12 protein-coding genes, 1 tRNA gene and 1 pseudogene are annotated in these 16685 nt (G+C 57.9%); all 14 read left to right on the top strand.

Translation table 11 applies throughout. The annotated features are described in order from the left end of the window. Positions 1 to 111, top strand: a pseudogene (locus N436_RS28090) (elongation factor Tu); the annotation flags it as partial. Positions 112 to 165: 54 nt separating this feature from the next. Further along, positions 166 to 241 (top strand) — tRNA-Trp (locus N436_RS28095). 44 nt (positions 242 to 285) lie between these two features. Then, positions 286 to 654: a preprotein translocase subunit SecE gene (secE, locus tag N436_RS28100; RefSeq protein ID WP_003255502.1), complete on the top strand. Its 369-nt coding sequence runs from the start codon at positions 286 to 288 to the stop codon at positions 652 to 654. 9 nt (positions 655 to 663) lie between these two features. Then, a complete protein-coding gene (gene nusG, locus N436_RS28105; protein ID WP_003255501.1) occupies positions 664 to 1197 on the top strand; it encodes a transcription termination/antitermination protein NusG in 534 nt (177 codons plus the stop codon). A 119-nt stretch (positions 1198 to 1316) separates the two neighbouring features. Next, positions 1317 to 1748 carry a 50S ribosomal protein L11 gene (gene rplK / locus N436_RS28110; protein ID WP_003255500.1) on the top strand — a complete coding sequence of 144 codons (432 nt, stop codon included), beginning with the start codon at positions 1317 to 1319 and terminating at the stop codon, positions 1746 to 1748. Then, entirely contained in the window at positions 1748 to 2443 is a 696-nt protein-coding gene (gene rplA, locus N436_RS28115) for a 50S ribosomal protein L1 (protein ID WP_060501592.1), read from the top strand. The genes rplK and rplA overlap by 1 nt, the downstream gene beginning before the upstream one ends. Before the next feature lie 197 nt (positions 2444 to 2640). Then, the gene (gene rplJ / locus N436_RS28120) at positions 2641 to 3141 is read left to right on the top strand and encodes a 50S ribosomal protein L10 (protein WP_016715872.1); all 501 of its coding nucleotides are present in this window, start codon (positions 2641 to 2643) and stop codon (positions 3139 to 3141) included. A gap of 77 nt (positions 3142 to 3218) precedes the next feature. Continuing rightward, positions 3219 to 3584: a 50S ribosomal protein L7/L12 gene (gene rplL, locus N436_RS28125; protein WP_003255496.1), complete on the top strand. Its 366-nt coding sequence runs from the start codon at positions 3219 to 3221 to the stop codon at positions 3582 to 3584. Positions 3585 to 3804: 220 nt separating this feature from the next. Continuing rightward, positions 3805 to 7878 carry a DNA-directed RNA polymerase subunit beta gene (gene rpoB, locus N436_RS28130; protein WP_016715871.1) on the top strand — a complete coding sequence of 1358 codons (4074 nt, stop codon included), beginning with the start codon at positions 3805 to 3807 and terminating at the stop codon, positions 7876 to 7878. Positions 7879 to 7942: 64 nt separating this feature from the next. After that, positions 7943 to 12142, top strand: a complete 4200-nt coding sequence (gene rpoC / locus N436_RS28135; protein WP_016715870.1) for a DNA-directed RNA polymerase subunit beta' — start codon at positions 7943 to 7945, stop codon at positions 12140 to 12142. Positions 12143 to 12353: 211 nt separating this feature from the next. After that, positions 12354 to 12725, top strand: a complete 372-nt coding sequence (rpsL, locus tag N436_RS28140; protein WP_003255492.1) for a 30S ribosomal protein S12 — start codon at positions 12354 to 12356, stop codon at positions 12723 to 12725. A gap of 106 nt (positions 12726 to 12831) precedes the next feature. Then, a complete protein-coding gene (gene rpsG, locus N436_RS28145; protein ID WP_003246741.1) occupies positions 12832 to 13302 on the top strand; it encodes a 30S ribosomal protein S7 in 471 nt (156 codons plus the stop codon). A 30-nt stretch (positions 13303 to 13332) separates the two neighbouring features. Beyond that, a complete protein-coding gene (fusA, locus tag N436_RS28150) occupies positions 13333 to 15480 on the top strand; it encodes an elongation factor G (RefSeq protein WP_105948215.1) in 2148 nt (715 codons plus the stop codon). A gap of 27 nt (positions 15481 to 15507) precedes the next feature. Beyond that, a partial coding sequence (gene tuf, locus N436_RS28155; RefSeq protein WP_110742477.1) for an elongation factor Tu occupies positions 15508 to 16685 on the top strand: 1178 nt, incomplete at its 3' end.

Here is a 16685-nt window from a genome sequence, read left to right on the forward strand (position 1 = left end):
ATGACTGTTACCCTGATCAAGACCATCGCAATGGAAGACGGTCTGCGCTTCGCTATCCGTGAAGGCGGTCGTACCGTCGGCGCCGGCGTCGTAGCAAAAATTATTGAATAAGTAGTTGATTTACTTGATCAGGCCGGTATAATGGCCGGCCTGATACAGCGTTACAGGTCAGTAGCTCAATTGGCAGAGCGACGGTCTCCAAAACCGTAGGTTGGGGGTTCGATTCCCTCCTGACCTGCCATTTCACCTCGGTGTGATGGCTTTCTTCTTACAGGATCCTCCTCGATGACCCCCAAAACTGAAGCCCAAGAATCGCGTTTTGATCTGTTCAAGTGGCTGGCTGTAGTGGCTTTGGTGGTTGTTGGTGTTGTGGGTAATCAATATTACTCCGCCTCTCCAATCCTGTATCGCGTTCTCGTACTTCTCGTCCTGGCTGCTGTCGCGGGCTTTGTAGCTCTGCAGACTGCGAAGGGCAAGTCGTTCTTTGCGCTGGCGAAGGAAGCTCGTACCGAGATTCGTAAAGTCGTGTGGCCGACCCGCCAGGAAACCACCCAGACCACGCTGATTGTCGTGGCTGTCGTGCTGGTTATGGCACTGCTGCTGTGGGGGCTCGATTCCCTGCTCGGCTGGGCGGTCTCCTTGATCGTTGGCTAAAGGTGTCCCGTGGCTAAGCGTTGGTATGTTGTGCATGCTTACTCGGGTTACGAGAAGCATGTAATGCGCTCCCTGATCGAGCGCGTCAAGCTGGCTGGCATGGAAGACGGTTTCGGCGAGATCCTGGTCCCGACCGAAGAAGTCGTCGAAATGCGCAACGGCCAGAAGCGCAAGAGTGAGCGTAAATTCTTCCCTGGCTATGTATTGGTCCAGATGGAGATGAACGAAGGGACTTGGCACTTGGTCAAGGACACCCCTCGTGTGATGGGCTTTATTGGTGGCACTGCAGACAAGCCTGCGCCGATCACCGATAAAGAAGCTGAGGCTATCCTGCGTCGCGTTGCCGACGGTAGCGACAAGCCGAAGCCGAAGACGCTGTTCGAGCCAGGTGAAGTGGTTCGAGTCATTGACGGTCCGTTCGCTGACTTCAATGGTAGTGTCGAAGAGGTTAACTACGAGAAGAGCCGTCTGCAGGTTGCAGTGCTCATTTTCGGTCGCTCTACCCCGGTAGAGCTCGAGTTCAGCCAGGTCGAAAAGGTCTAGGCGGACGAAGCATCCCATACCCCGCAGCCCTGTGTGCTGCGGGGTTTTGTCGTCACTGGGATAAAACGCAAGTCATCCGGGGAGCCAACAGGCGTTCGTACCCGATTTTGGAGTAGCTCATGGCTAAGAAGATTCAGGCTTACATCAAGCTGCAAGTTAAGGCCGGCCAGGCCAACCCAAGCCCACCCGTTGGTCCAGCACTGGGTCAACACGGTGTGAACATCATGGAATTCTGCAAGGCCTTCAACGCCCGTACCCAGGGTCAAGAAGCCGGCCTGCCGACTCCTGTGATCATCACTGTTTACAGCGACCGTAGCTTCACTTTCGAGACCAAGAGCACCCCTGCCTCGGTTCTGCTGAAGAAAGCTGCTGGCCTGACCAGTGGTTCGGCTCGCCCGAACACCGTTAAAGTCGGTACCGTTACCCGTGCTCAGCTGGAAGACATCGCGAAAGCCAAACAGGCTGACCTGACTGCCGCTGACCTGGACGCTGCTGTACGCACCATCGCTGGCTCTGCCCGCAGCATGGGCCTGAACGTGGAGGGTGTGTAATGGCTAAGCTGACCAAACGCCAAAAGGCAATCGCCGAAAAAATCGAAGCAGGCAAGGCCTACAACTTCGAAGAAGCGGCAACTCTGCTGGCCTCGCTGCCTGCTGCCAAGTTCGTAGAGTCCTACGACATCGCCGTTAACCTCGGTGTTGACCCGCGTAAATCCGACCAGGTCGTGCGTAGCGCTACTGTGCTGCCACACGGCACTGGCAAGACCGTTCGCGTTGCTGTCTTCACCCAGGGTCCAGCTGCTGAAGCCGCTCTGGCTGCCGGCGCTGACCGCGTAGGTATGGACGACCTGGCTGCCGAAATGAAAGGCGGCGACCTGAACTATGACGTCGTCATCGCATCGCCTGATGCCATGCGCGTTGTAGGTCAGCTGGGTCAGGTTCTGGGTCCTCGCGGCCTGATGCCTAACCCGAAAGTCGGTACCGTAACTCCAGACGTAGCCACTGCCGTGAAAAACGCCAAGGCTGGTCAGGTTCGCTACCGTACCGACAAAAACGGTATCATCCACACCTCCGTTGGCAAGATCGGCTTTGAAGCTGGCAAGCTGAAGGAAAACGTTGAAGCCCTGATCGCTGACCTGAAGCGTATCAAGCCAGCTTCCTCGAAAGGTATCTACGTCAAGCGCGTTACCCTGAGCACCACCATGGGCCCAGGTCTGGTCATCGATCAGAGCTCGCTGAACGTGTAAGAACATGGTGGCGTGACCTGTCACGCCACCAGCAAAAATTGGGGTCCCTGCCTGGCGGGGGCTATCCAAGACCGTAGGCGGCGCAAGCCTTAAAACACCAGCCCACGCAGATGGTGCTCCCGATTCGTTACCGAATCAGACACCAAAACGACATCCGGCTTCGGCCAGATGAAACGGTAAAAACCAGGAGTAAACCCGTGGCAATTAAACTCGAAGACAAGAAGGCCATCGTCGCTGAAGTCAACGAGGCTGCCAAAGTCGCTCTGTCCGCTGTCGTGGCTGATGCCCGTGGTGTGACTGTAAGCGCAATGACCGGACTCCGTAAAGAGGCCCGCGAAGCTGGCGTTTACGTACGTGTTGTACGTAACACCCTGCTGAAGCGCGCTGTTGAAGGCACCGAATTTTCGATCCTCAACGACGCGTTCAAAGGCCCGACCCTGATTGCTTTCTCCAACGAACACCCGGGCGCTGCTGCTCGTCTGTTCAAAGAGTTCGCCAAGGGTCAGGACAAGTTCGAGATCAAGGCAGCTGCGTTTGACGGCAATTTCATTGCAGCGAACCAGATCGACGTGTTGGCTACCCTGCCGACCCGCGACGAAGCTATCGCAAAACTGATGAGCGTGATCCAAGGCGCCACCAGCAAGCTGGCTCGTACTCTGGCAGCCATTCGCGACCAGAAAGAAGCTACCGCCGCCTAAGGCGCGCGAACTCTTTCAAAATCATACGTTTAATTTGATGGCTGCGTAGGCTGTCACCCCAATACAGGATTTAAGTCATGTCTCTGACTAACGAACAAATCATCGAAGCAATCGGCCAGAAAACCGTTCTGGAAGTTGTTGAGCTGATCAAAGCTATGGAAGAAACCTTCGGCGTTACCGCTGCTGTTGCCGCTGCTGGCCCAGCTGCTGCTGCTGCCGTTGTTGAAGAGCAGACCGAGTTCAACGTTGTTCTGGTTGAAGCCGGCGACAAGAAAGTGAACGTGATCAAAGCCGTTCGCGAACTGACCGGTCTGGGCCTGAAAGAAGCCAAAGAGAAAGTCGATGGCGCTCCTCAGGTTGTAGCTGAAGGCGTTTCGAAAGAAGCCGCTGAAGACGCTAAGAAGAAGCTGGAAGAAGCAGGCGCTAAAGTCGAGCTGAAGTAATCTCGACCTTGCGATGCCAGCCTGAGCGTTGAGCGAAGGGCTGATGGCTGGTGGCTTACGCCACCGGCCTTTTTCCGTTATTGGTGGTCGGTCAGGCCGGCCCCGATAACAAGCTGCAAGACACCCATGTGGGTGGCGCAAACCAAGGGGTTTGCACGATTTTCTGGCTGCTCCCGCCGGGAGAAGCCAAACAAGCAGGTGACCAAGCTGGGGAACGCTGATGGCTTACTCATACACTGAGAAAAAACGTATCCGCAAGGACTTTAGCAAGTTGCCGGACGTCATGGATGTGCCTTACCTCCTGGCCATCCAGCTGGATTCGTATCGCGAATTCCTGCAAGCGGGAGCATCCAAGGATCAGTTCCGCGACGTCGGCCTGCACGCGGCCTTCAAATCGGTATTCCCGATCATCAGCTACTCCGGCAATGCTGCCCTGGAGTACGTAGGCTATCGCCTGGGCGAACCGGCCTTCGATGTGAAGGAATGTGTCCTGCGTGGCGTGACCTTCGCGGTCCCACTGCGGGTCAAGGTGCGCCTGATCATCTTCGACAAGGAATCGTCGAACAAAGCGATCAAGGACATCAAAGAGCAAGAAGTCTACATGGGTGAAATCCCCCTGATGACTGAGAACGGTACCTTCGTTATCAACGGTACCGAGCGTGTGATCGTTTCCCAGCTGCACCGTTCGCCTGGTGTGTTCTTCGACCACGACCGTGGCAAGACCCACAGCTCCGGCAAGCTGCTGTACTCCGCTCGCATCATCCCTTACCGCGGCTCCTGGCTGGACTTCGAGTTCGACCCGAAGGACTGCGTGTTCGTGCGTATCGACCGTCGCCGCAAACTGCCGGCTTCGGTGCTGCTGCGCGCCCTGGGCTACAGCACTGAAGAAGTGCTGAACACCTTCTACACCACCAACGTGTTCCACATTTCCGGCGAAAAACTCAGCCTGGAACTGGTGCCTCAACGTCTGCGTGGTGAAGTTGCAGTCATGGACATCCATGACGAAACCGGCAAAGTCATCGTCGAGCAAGGCCGCCGTATTACCGCGCGCCACATCAACCAGCTCGAAAAAGCCGGCGTCAAGCAGCTGGACGTTCCAATGGAATACGTCCTGGGCCGCACTACCGCCAAGGCCATCGTGCATCCGGCTACCGGCGAGATCCTGGCTGAATGCAACACCGAGATGACCACCGAACTGCTGATCAAGGTCGCCAAGGCACAGGTTGTCCGTATCGAGACCCTGTACACCAACGACATCGATTGCGGTCCGTTCATCTCCGACACCCTGAAGATCGACACCACCAGCAACCAGCTGGAAGCTTTGGTCGAGATCTACCGCATGATGCGTCCAGGCGAGCCGCCAACCAAGGATGCAGCCGAGACCCTGTTCAACAACCTGTTCTTCAGCGCCGAGCGTTACGACCTGTCCGCCGTTGGCCGCATGAAGTTCAACCGTCGTATCGGTCGTACCGAGATCGAAGGTTCGGGCGTGCTGAGCAAGGAAGACATCGTCGAGGTTCTGAAGACCCTGGTCGATATCCGTAACGGCAAAGGCATCGTCGACGACATCGACCACCTCGGTAACCGTCGCGTACGTTGCGTTGGCGAAATGGCCGAGAACCAGTTCCGCGTTGGCCTGGTGCGTGTAGAGCGCGCGGTCAAGGAACGCCTGTCGATGGCGGAAAGCGAAGGCCTGATGCCGCAAGACCTGATCAACGCCAAGCCGGTTGCGGCGGCGGTGAAAGAGTTCTTCGGTTCCAGCCAGCTGTCCCAGTTCATGGACCAGAACAACCCGCTCTCCGAGATCACCCACAAGCGCCGTGTCTCTGCACTCGGCCCTGGCGGTCTGACCCGTGAGCGTGCCGGCTTCGAAGTCCGAGACGTACACCCGACCCACTACGGCCGTGTGTGCCCGATCGAGACCCCTGAAGGTCCGAACATCGGTCTGATCAACTCCCTGGCAGCCTATGCCCGCACCAACCAGTACGGCTTCCTGGAAAGCCCGTACCGCGTGGTGAAGGAAGGCGTTGTCAGCGACGACATCGTGTTCCTGTCGGCCATCGAAGAAGCCGATCACGTCATCGCCCAGGCTTCGGCCGCGATGAACGAGAAGAAGCAACTGATCGATGAGCTGGTAGCGGTTCGTCACCTGAACGAATTCACCGTCAAGGCGCCGGAAGACGTCACCCTGATGGACGTTTCGCCGAAGCAGGTTGTTTCTGTTGCTGCCTCGCTGATTCCGTTCCTCGAGCACGACGACGCCAACCGTGCATTGATGGGTTCGAACATGCAGCGTCAGGCTGTACCAACCCTGCGTGCCGACAAGCCGCTGGTAGGTACTGGCATGGAGCGCAACGTTGCCCGTGACTCCGGTGTCTGCGTGGTTGCTCGCCGTGGTGGTGTGATCGACTCGGTCGACGCCAGCCGTATCGTTGTTCGCGTTGCCGACGACGAAGTGGAAACCGGCGAAGCAGGTGTGGATATCTACAACCTGACCAAGTACACCCGTTCGAACCAGAACACCTGCATCAACCAGCGTCCGCTGGTGAGCAAGGGCGACAAGGTTCAGCGTGGCGACATCATGGCCGACGGCCCGTCCACCGACATGGGTGAGCTGGCACTGGGTCAGAACATGCGCATCGCGTTCATGGCGTGGAACGGCTTCAACTTCGAAGACTCCATCTGCCTGTCCGAGCGTGTGGTTCAGGAAGACCGCTTCACCACCATCCACATCCAGGAACTGACCTGTGTGGCGCGTGACACCAAGCTTGGCCCAGAGGAAATCACTGCGGACATCCCGAACGTGGGTGAAGCTGCACTGAACAAACTGGACGAAGCCGGTATCGTCTACGTGGGTGCCGAAGTCGGCGCTGGTGACATCCTGGTTGGCAAGGTCACGCCAAAAGGCGAAACCCAGCTGACTCCGGAAGAAAAACTGCTGCGCGCAATCTTCGGTGAGAAGGCCAGCGACGTTAAGGACACCTCCCTGCGTGTGCCAACCGGCACCAAGGGTACCGTCATCGACGTACAGGTCTTCACCCGTGATGGCGTAGAGCGCGACAGCCGCGCCCTGGCCATCGAGAAGATGCAGCTGGACGAGATCCGCAAGGACCTCAACGAAGAGTTCCGCATCGTCGAAGGTGCAACCTTCGAGCGTCTGCGTTCTGCCCTGAACGGCCAGGTGGTCGACGGTGGCGCGGGCCTGAAGAAAGGCACCGTGATCACTGACGAAGTGCTGGACGGTCTGGAGCACGGCCAGTGGTTCAAACTGCGCATGGCTGAAGATGCACTGAACGAGCAGCTGGAAAAGGCTCAGCAGTACATCGTCGACCGTCGCCGTCTGCTGGACGACAAGTTCGAAGACAAGAAGCGCAAGCTGCAGCAGGGCGATGACCTGGCTCCGGGCGTACTGAAGATCGTCAAGGTCTACCTGGCAATCCGCCGTCGCATCCAGCCGGGTGACAAGATGGCCGGTCGTCACGGTAACAAGGGTGTTGTCTCGGTCATCATGCCGGTTGAAGACATGCCGCACGATGCCAACGGTACTCCGGTCGACGTCGTACTGAACCCGCTGGGCGTACCTTCGCGTATGAACGTTGGTCAGATCCTTGAAACCCACCTGGGCCTGGCGGCCAAGGGCCTGGGCGAGAAGATCGACCGCATGCTCGAAGAGCAGCGCAAAGCCGCTGAACTGCGCGTGTTCCTGACCGAGGTCTACAACGAGATCGGTGGTCGTCAGGAAAACCTCGAAGAGTTCACCGACGCAGAGATCCTGGCTCTGGCCCACAACCTGAAGAAAGGCGTGCCGATGGCTACCCCGGTCTTCGACGGTGCCAAAGAGCGTGAGATCAAGGCCATGCTGAAGCTGGCTGACCTGCCAGAAAGCGGCCAGATGGTGCTGTTCGATGGCCGTACCGGCAACAAGTTCGAGCGTCCTGTGACCGTTGGTTACATGTACATGCTCAAGCTGAACCACTTGGTGGACGACAAGATGCACGCGCGTTCCACTGGTTCCTACAGCCTGGTTACCCAGCAGCCGCTGGGTGGTAAGGCGCAGTTCGGTGGTCAGCGTTTCGGGGAGATGGAAGTGTGGGCGCTGGAAGCATACGGCGCGGCATACACCCTGCAAGAAATGCTCACAGTGAAGTCGGACGACGTGAACGGCCGTACCAAGATGTACAAGAACATCGTGGATGGCGATCACCGTATGGAGCCGGGCATGCCCGAGTCCTTCAACGTGTTGATCAAAGAGATCCGTTCGCTCGGTATCGATATCGATCTGGAAACCGAATAACACGTGACGCGAAGGGGAGTGGGGCAGGTAATGCCCGCTCCCTGCTCCGCCAGGAGGAAAGGCCTTGAAAGACCTACTGAATTTGCTGAAAAACCAGGGTCAAGTCGAAGAGTTCGACGCCATCCGCATCGGTCTGGCGTCGCCTGAAATGATCCGTTCGTGGTCGTTCGGTGAAGTTAAGAAGCCGGAAACCATCAACTACCGTACGTTCAAGCCTGAGCGTGACGGCCTGTTCTGCGCCAAGATCTTTGGCCCAGTCAAGGACTACGAGTGCCTGTGCGGCAAGTACAAACGCCTCAAGCACCGCGGCGTAATCTGCGAGAAGTGCGGCGTTGAAGTTGCCCTGGCCAAGGTTCGTCGTGAGCGCATGGCGCACATCGAACTGGCCTCGCCGGTTGCCCACATCTGGTTCCTGAAGTCGCTGCCGTCCCGTATCGGCCTGCTGATGGACATGACCCTGCGTGACATCGAGCGCGTGCTCTACTTCGAGAGCTATGTCGTTATCGATCCGGGCATGACCACCCTGGAAAAGGGCCAGCTGCTGAACGACGAGCAGTACTTCGAAGCGCTGGAAGAGTTCGGTGACGACTTCGACGCCCGCATGGGTGCCGAGGCTGTCCGCGAGCTGCTGCACGCTATCGACCTGGAGCACGAGATCGGTCGCCTGCGCGAAGAGATTCCGCAGACCAACTCGGAAACCAAGATCAAGAAGCTGTCCAAGCGCCTGAAGCTGATGGAAGCTTTCCAGGGCTCGGGCAACCTGCCTGAGTGGATGGTCCTGACCGTCCTGCCAGTGCTGCCGCCGGACCTGCGTCCGCTGGTTCCGCTGGATGGTGGCCGCTTCGCGACCTCCGACCTGAACGACCTGTATCGTCGGGTGATCAACCGTAACAACCGTCTGAAGCGCCTGCTGGATCTGTCGGCGCCGGACATCATCGTGCGCAACGAAAAGCGCATGCTGCAGGAAGCGGTCGACGCCCTGCTGGACAACGGCCGTCGCGGTCGCGCCATCACTGGCTCGAACAAGCGTCCGCTGAAGTCCCTGGCCGACATGATCAAAGGTAAGCAAGGTCGCTTCCGTCAGAACTTGCTCGGTAAGCGTGTGGACTACTCCGGCCGTTCGGTAATTACCGTAGGCCCGACCCTGCGCCTGCACCAGTGCGGTCTGCCGAAGAAGATGGCCCTCGAGCTGTTCAAGCCGTTCATTTTCGGCAAGCTGGAAATGCGTGGTCTGGCGACCACCATCAAGGCCGCCAAGAAGATGGTCGAGCGCGAGCTGCCAGAGGTGTGGGACGTTCTCGCCGAAGTGATTCGCGAACACCCCGTACTGCTCAACCGTGCACCTACCCTGCACCGTCTGGGTATCCAGGCCTTTGAACCGGTTCTGATCGAAGGTAAGGCGATTCAGCTGCACCCGCTGGTCTGTGCTGCGTACAACGCCGACTTCGACGGTGACCAGATGGCCGTTCACGTGCCGCTGACGCTGGAAGCCCAGCTCGAAGCGCGCGCGCTGATGATGTCGACCAACAACATCCTTTCGCCAGCCAACGGTGAGCCAATCATCGTTCCGTCGCAGGACGTTGTACTGGGTCTGTACTACATGACCCGTGAAGCCATCAACGCCAAGGGCGAAGGTCGCGTGTTTGCCGACCTGCAGGAAGTCGACCGCGTATTCCGCGCCGGCGAAGCTGCCCTGCACGCGAAAATCAAGGTTCGTATCAACGAAACCGTGAAAGAGCGTGATGGTTCGGTGGTCAAGAACACCCGCATCGTCGACACCACCGTCGGCCGTGCGCTGCTGTTCCAGGTTGTACCGGCAGGTCTGCCGTACGACGTGGTCAACCAGCCGATGAAGAAAAAGGCGATCTCCAAGCTGATCAACCAGTGCTACCGCGTGGTTGGTCTGAAAGAGACCGTTATCTTCGCCGACCAACTGATGTACACCGGTTTCGCTTACTCGACCATTTCCGGCGTTTCCATCGGTGTTAACGACTTCGTTATCCCGGACGAGAAAGCCCGCATCATCGGTAACGCTACCGACGAAGTGAAGGAAATCGAGAGCCAGTACGCCTCCGGCCTGGTAACCCAGGGCGAGAAGTACAACAAGGTCATCGACTTGTGGTCGAAGGCGAACGACGAAGTGTCCAAGGCGATGATGGCCAACCTCTCGAAAGAGAAGGTCATCGACCGCGAAGGCAAAGAAGTCGAGCAAGAGTCCTTCAACTCGATGTACATGATGGCTGACTCGGGTGCGCGGGGTTCCGCAGCCCAGATCCGTCAGCTGGCCGGTATGCGTGGTCTGATGGCCAAGCCGGACGGCTCCATCATCGAGACGCCGATCACTGCGAACTTCCGTGAAGGTCTGAGCGTACTTCAGTACTTCATCTCGACTCACGGTGCTCGTAAGGGTCTGGCGGATACCGCCTTGAAGACTGCGAACTCCGGTTACCTGACTCGCCGTCTGGTAGACGTTGCCCAGGATCTGGTCGTTACCGAGATCGACTGCGGCACCGACCAAGGCCTGCTGATGACTCCGCACATCGAAGGCGGCGACGTTGTAGAGCCACTGGGTGAGCGTGTACTGGGTCGTGTCATCGCCCGTGACGTGTTCAAGCCTGGCACCGAGGACGTCATCGTTCCGGCCGGTACCCTGGTTGACGAGCAGTGGGTCGAGTTCATCGAGCTGAACAGCATCGACGAAGTGATCGTGCGTTCGCCGATCAACTGCGAAACCCGCTATGGCATCTGCGCCAAGTGCTACGGTCGCGACCTGGCTCGCGGTCACCAGGTGAACATCGGTGAAGCTGTCGGCGTTATCGCTGCACAGTCGATCGGTGAGCCGGGTACCCAGCTGACCATGCGTACGTTCCACATCGGTGGTGCTGCAAGCCGTACTTCGGCTGCCGACAGCGTCCAGGTGAAGAACGGCGGTATGGTGCGTCTGCACAACCTGAAGCAGGTTGAGCGTGCCGACGGTAACCTGGTTGCCGTATCGCGTTCGGGCGAGCTGGCCATTGCCGACGAATTCGGCCGTGAGCGTGAGCGCTACAAGCTGCCTTACGGTGCGGTGATTTCGGTCAAGGAAGGTGAGAAAGTCGAAGCTGGCGCCATCGTCGCCAAGTGGGACCCGCACACCCACCCGATCGTTACCGAGCTGAAAGGTACCGTGACCTTCGTGGGTATGGAAGAAAACATCACCATCAAGCGTCAGACCGACGAACTGACCGGTCTGACCAATATTGAAGTACTGGACGTCAAGGATCGCCCTGCCGCAGGCAAGGAAATCCGTCCGGCAATCAAGATGGTCGATGCTGCTGGCAAGGACCTGTACCTGCCAGGTACCGACGTACCTGCCCAGTACTTCCTGCCGGCCAACGCCCTCGTTGGTGTGGCTGACGGTGCCCAGATCGGCGTTGGTGACGTTATCGCGCGTATCCCGCAAGAAACGTCGAAAACCCGTGACATCACCGGTGGTCTGCCACGCGTTGCCGACCTGTTCGAAGCGCGTCGCCCGAAAGAAGCCTCGATTCTGGCTGAAGTCAGCGGCACCATCGCATTCGGTAAAGAGACCAAGGGCAAGCGTCGCCTGGTCATCACTCCGACCGACGGTAGCGATCCGTACGAAGAGCTGATTCCGAAGTGGCGCCACCTGAACGTCTTCGAAGGTGAACAGGTAAACCGTGGTGAAGTTATTTCCGACGGCCCGAGCGATCCGCACGACATTCTGCGTCTGCTGGGTGTGAGCGCGCTGGCGAAGTACATCGTCAACGAGATCCAGGACGTTTACCGTCTGCAGGGCGTGAAGATCAACGACAAGCACATCGAGACCATCCTGCGTCAGATGTTGCGCAAGGTCGAGATCTCCGAGTCGGGCGATTCCAGCTTCATCAAGGGTGACCAGATGGAACTGACCCAGGTACTGGTAGAGAACGAGCGTCTCGCCGGCGAGGACAAGTTCATCTCCAAGTTCACCCGCGTGCTGCTGGGTATCACCAAGGCGTCGCTGTCGACCGAGTCGTTCATCTCCGCGGCTTCCTTCCAGGAAACCACCCGCGTACTGACCGAAGCGGCGGTAACCGGCAAGCGCGACTACCTGCGCGGCCTGAAAGAGAACGTGGTCGTGGGTCGTCTGATCCCGGCCGGTACTGGTCTGGCCTACCACAGCGAGCGCAAGCGTCGCCGTGATGCCGACAAGCCGCTGCGTGTGAGCGCCAGTGAGGTGGAAGCCGCACTGACCGAAGCGCTGAACTCCAGCGGTAACTAAGTACAGGGCAGAGCCCCGGCAAGCCTCGAACGACCGTCGGTGACATGAAATGTTGCCGATGATCGGGCGGGGAGGGCCGGGGCCTCGTCTTGACTGGGTGCAAGATCCTCTTTAGACTTTTGTACCCTTAAATTTGGTGAGGCTCCGTCTCGCCAATTTTTGGCTTTCTTGCAAGACAATAGAGTCGCAAGACAATCAGTGGAGCTAGTAGATGGCAACTATCAACCAGCTGGTACGTCAGCCGCGTAAGCGTTCGGTCGAGAAGTCCGACGTTCCTGCGCTGCAGAACTGCCCGCAGCGTCGTGGCGTGTGCACCCGTGTGTACACCACCACGCCGAAAAAACCTAACTCGGCACTGCGTAAAGTATGCCGTGTGCGTCTGACCAACGGTTTCGAGGTTTCCTCGTACATCGGCGGTGAAGGCCACAACCTGCAAGAGCACAGCGTCGTCCTGATCCGTGGCGGCCGTGTAAAAGACTTGCCAGGTGTTCGTTACCACACCGTTCGCGGCTCTCTGGATACTTCGGGCGTTAAAGGCCGTAACCAGGGTCGTTCGAAATACGGTACCAAGCGTCCGAAGTAATCGGCCGTTTGCAGACATCCATTTTTTTGAGTCGATAAGAGTAAGGTCGGGCAGGGGTCGAAGACCCACGTCCCGGGCTAACCTGAAGACCGTTTGAGGGCTTATCATGCCAAGACGTCGTGTAGCAGCAAAACGTGAGATCCTTGACGATCCGAAGTACGGATCCCAGATCCTCGCCAAGTTCATGAACCACGTGATGGAAAGCGGCAAGAAGGCCGTAGCCGAGCGCATCGTTTACGGTGCCCTGGATACCGTCAAAGCACGCAAGAACAGCGACCCCCTGGAAATCTTCGAGAAAGCTCTCGACGCCATCGCTCCGCTGGTCGAAGTTAAGTCCCGTCGTGTCGGCGGTGCCACTTACCAGGTTCCGGTTGAAGTTCGTCCATCCCGTCGTAACGCTCTGGCAATGCGCTGGCTCGTAGACTACGCCCGCAAGCGCGGCGAGAAGTCGATGGCTCTGCGCCTGGCTGGCGAACTGCTGGATGCTGCCGAAGGCAAGGGTGCTGCAGTCAAGAAGCGTGAAGACGTTCACCGTATGGCTGAAGCCAACAAAGCGTTCTCGCACTACCGCTTCTAATTCAAGCATCAATCATTTTGCGAGGGCTTTATGGCTCGTACTACAGCAATTAACCGCTACCGTAACATTGGTATCTGTGCCCACGTTGACGCGGGCAAGACCACCACTACCGAGCGGATCCTGTTCTACACAGGTCTGAGCCACAAGATGGGCGAGGTGCATGACGGCGCCGCGACCACCGACTGGATGGTGCAGGAGCAGGAGCGCGGTATCACCATTACCTCCGCTGCCGTTACCACCTTCTGGAAAGGTTCCCGTGGTCAGTACGACAACTACCGCGTAAACGTCATCGATACCCCCGGCCACGTTGACTTCACCATTGAAGTAGAGCGTTCGCTGCGTGTACTCGACGGCGCGGTCGTTGTGTTCTGCGGTACCTCCGGCGTTGAGCCTCAGTCCGAAACCGTATGGCGTCAGGCCAACAAGTACGGCGTTCCACGTGTTGTTTACGTGAACAAGATGGACCGTGCCGGTGCCAACTTCCTGCGCGTTATCGGCCAGATCAAGAACCGCCTGGGTCACACCCCGGTTCCGGTCCAGCTGGCTATCGGTGCAGAAGATGACTTCCAGGGTCAGGTTGACCTGATCAAGATGAAAGCCATCTACTGGAACGATGACGACAAGGGCACCACCTACCGCGAGGAAGAGATTCCTGCTGAGCTGGTAGACCTGGCCAACGAATGGCGCAACAACATGGTCGAGGCTGCTGCCGAGGCCAACGAAGAGCTGATGAACAAGTACCTTGAAGAAGGTGACCTGTCCGTCGAAGACATCAAGGCTGGTCTGCGCGCCCGTACCCTGGCGAGCGAGATCGTTCCTGCTGTCTGCGGTTCCTCGTTCAAGAACAAGGGTGTTCCCCTGGTTCTCGACGCCGTTATCGACTTCCTGCCTGCTCCGACCGAAATCCCGGCGATCAAGGGTATCCACCCTGACCTGATCGACACGCCGAAGGAAGAAGTCACCCCAGAGCAGTATGACGAGCGTCCTGCTGACGACGACGCGCCGTTCTCGGCCCTGGCGTTCAAGATTGCCACCGACCCGTTCGTGGGTACTCTGACCTTCGTCCGCGTCTACTCGGGCTTCCTGACCTCCGGTGACTCCGTCATCAACTCGGTCAAGGGCAAGAAAGAGCGCGTTGGTCGTATGGTGCAGATGCACGCCAACCAGCGTGAAGAAATCAAGGAAGTACGTGCAGGCGACATCGCTGCTCTGATCGGCATGAAGGACGTCACCACCGGTGACACCCTGTGCAACGCCGACAAGCCGATCATCCTCGAGCGTATGGACTTCCCTGAGCCGGTGATTTCGCTCTCCGTAGAGCCGAAGACCAAGGCTGACCAGGAGAAGATGGGTATCGCACTGGGCAAGCTGGCTCAGGAAGACCCGTCGTTCCGCGTTAAGACCGACGAAGAAACCGGCCAGACCATCATCTCCGGTATGGGTGAGCTGCACCTGGACATCCTCGTTGACCGCATGAAGCGCGAGTTCAACGTCGAGTGCAACGTCGGCAAGCCGCAGGTTTCGTACCGCGAGAAGATCACCAAGTCCGGCGTCGAGATCGAAGGCAAATTCGTTCGTCAGTCGGGTGGTCGTGGTCAGTTCGGTCACTGCTGGATCCGCTTCTCGGAGCCAGAGCAGGACGACAAAGGCAACATCACCGAAGGTCTGGTGTTCACCAACGAAGTCGTTGGTGGCGTGATTCCTAAGGAATTCATCGCCCCGATCCAGAAAGGTATCGAAGAGCAGATGAAGAACGGCGTTGTCGCCGGCTATCCGCTGATCGGCCTGAAGGCTACGGTATTCGACGGTTCGTACCACGACGTCGACTCCAACGAAATGGCGTTCAAAATCGCTGCTTCGATGGCAACCAAGCAGCTGGCCACCAAGGGCGGCGGCGTGGTTCTCGAGCCGATCATGAAGGTCGAAGTTGTAACCCCGGAAGACTACCTGGGTGACGTGATGGGTGACCTGAGCCGTCGTCGCGGGATGATCCAGGGTAATGAAGACTCGGTGTCCGGCAAGGTAATCACTGCTGAGGTGCCGCTCGGAGAAATGTTCGGTTACGCAACCGACGTTCGTTCCATGTCTCAGGGTCGCGCAAGCTACTCCATGGAATTCTCCAAATACGCCGAAGCTCCGTCGAACATCGTCGAAGCACTCGTTAAAAAACAAGGCTAATCCCCTTTAGGCAAGAGGTTCACTGTCGTGGCTAAAGAAAAATTTGATCGTTCCCTTCCCCACGTTAACGTCGGCACTATCGGCCACGTTGACCACGGTAAGACCACTCTGACCGCAGCTCTGACTCGCGTCTGCTCCGAAGTTTTCGGTTCGGCAGTCGTTGAGTTCGACAAGATCGACTCGGCTCCGGAAGAAAAAGCGCGCGGTATCACCATCAACACCGCTCACGTCGAGTACAACTCGAACATTCGTCACTACGCTCACGTTGACTGCCCAGGTCACGCTGACTACGTGAAGAACATGATCACCGGTGCTGCCCAGATGGACGGCGCGATCCTGGTTTGCTCGGCCGCCGATGGTCCGATGCCGCAAACCCGTGAGCACATCCTGCTGTCCCGTCAGGTAGGCGTTCCGTACATCGTGGTCTTCCTGAACAAGGCTGACCTGGTAGACGACGCTGAGCTGCTGGAACTGGTCGAGATGGAAGTTCGCGACCTGCTGTCCACCTACGACTTCCCAGGCGACGACACTCCGATCATCATCGGTTCCGCTCGTATGGCCCTGGAAGGCAAAGACGACAACGAAATGGGTACTACCGCTGTCAAGAAGCTGGTAGAAACTCTGGATGCCTACATCCCTGAGCCAGTTCGTGCCGTTGATCAGCCGTTCCTGATGCCGATCGAAGACGTATTCTCGATCTCGGGTCGTGGTACCGTTGTTACCGGTCGTATCGAGCGTGGTATCGTTCGCGTTCAAGACCCACTGGAAATCGTTGGTCTGCGTGACACCACCACCACCACCTGCACCGGTGTTGAGATGTTCCGCAAGCTGCTGGACGAAGGCCGTGCTGGCGAGAACTGCGGCGTTCTGCTGCGTGGCACCAAGCGTGACGACGTTGAGCGTGGTCAGGTTCTGGTCAAGCCAGGTTCGGTCAAGCCGCACACCAAGTTCACCGCAGAAGTTTACGTTCTGTCGAAGGAAGAAGGCGGCCGTCACACTCCGTTCTTCAAAGGCTACCGTCCTCAGTTCTACTTCCGTACCACTGACGTGACCGGAAACTGCGAGCTGCCGGAAGGCGTTGAAATGGTAATGCCAGGTGACAACATTCAGATGACTGTTACCCTGATCAAGACCATCGCAATGGAAGACGGTCTGCGCTTCGCTATCCGTGAAGGCGGTCGTACCGTCGGCGCCGGCGTCGTAGC

It is taken from the genome of Pseudomonas sp. RV120224-01b (genome assembly GCF_003208145.1).
GTDB lineage: Bacteria > Pseudomonadota > Gammaproteobacteria > Pseudomonadales > Pseudomonadaceae > Aquipseudomonas > Aquipseudomonas monteilii.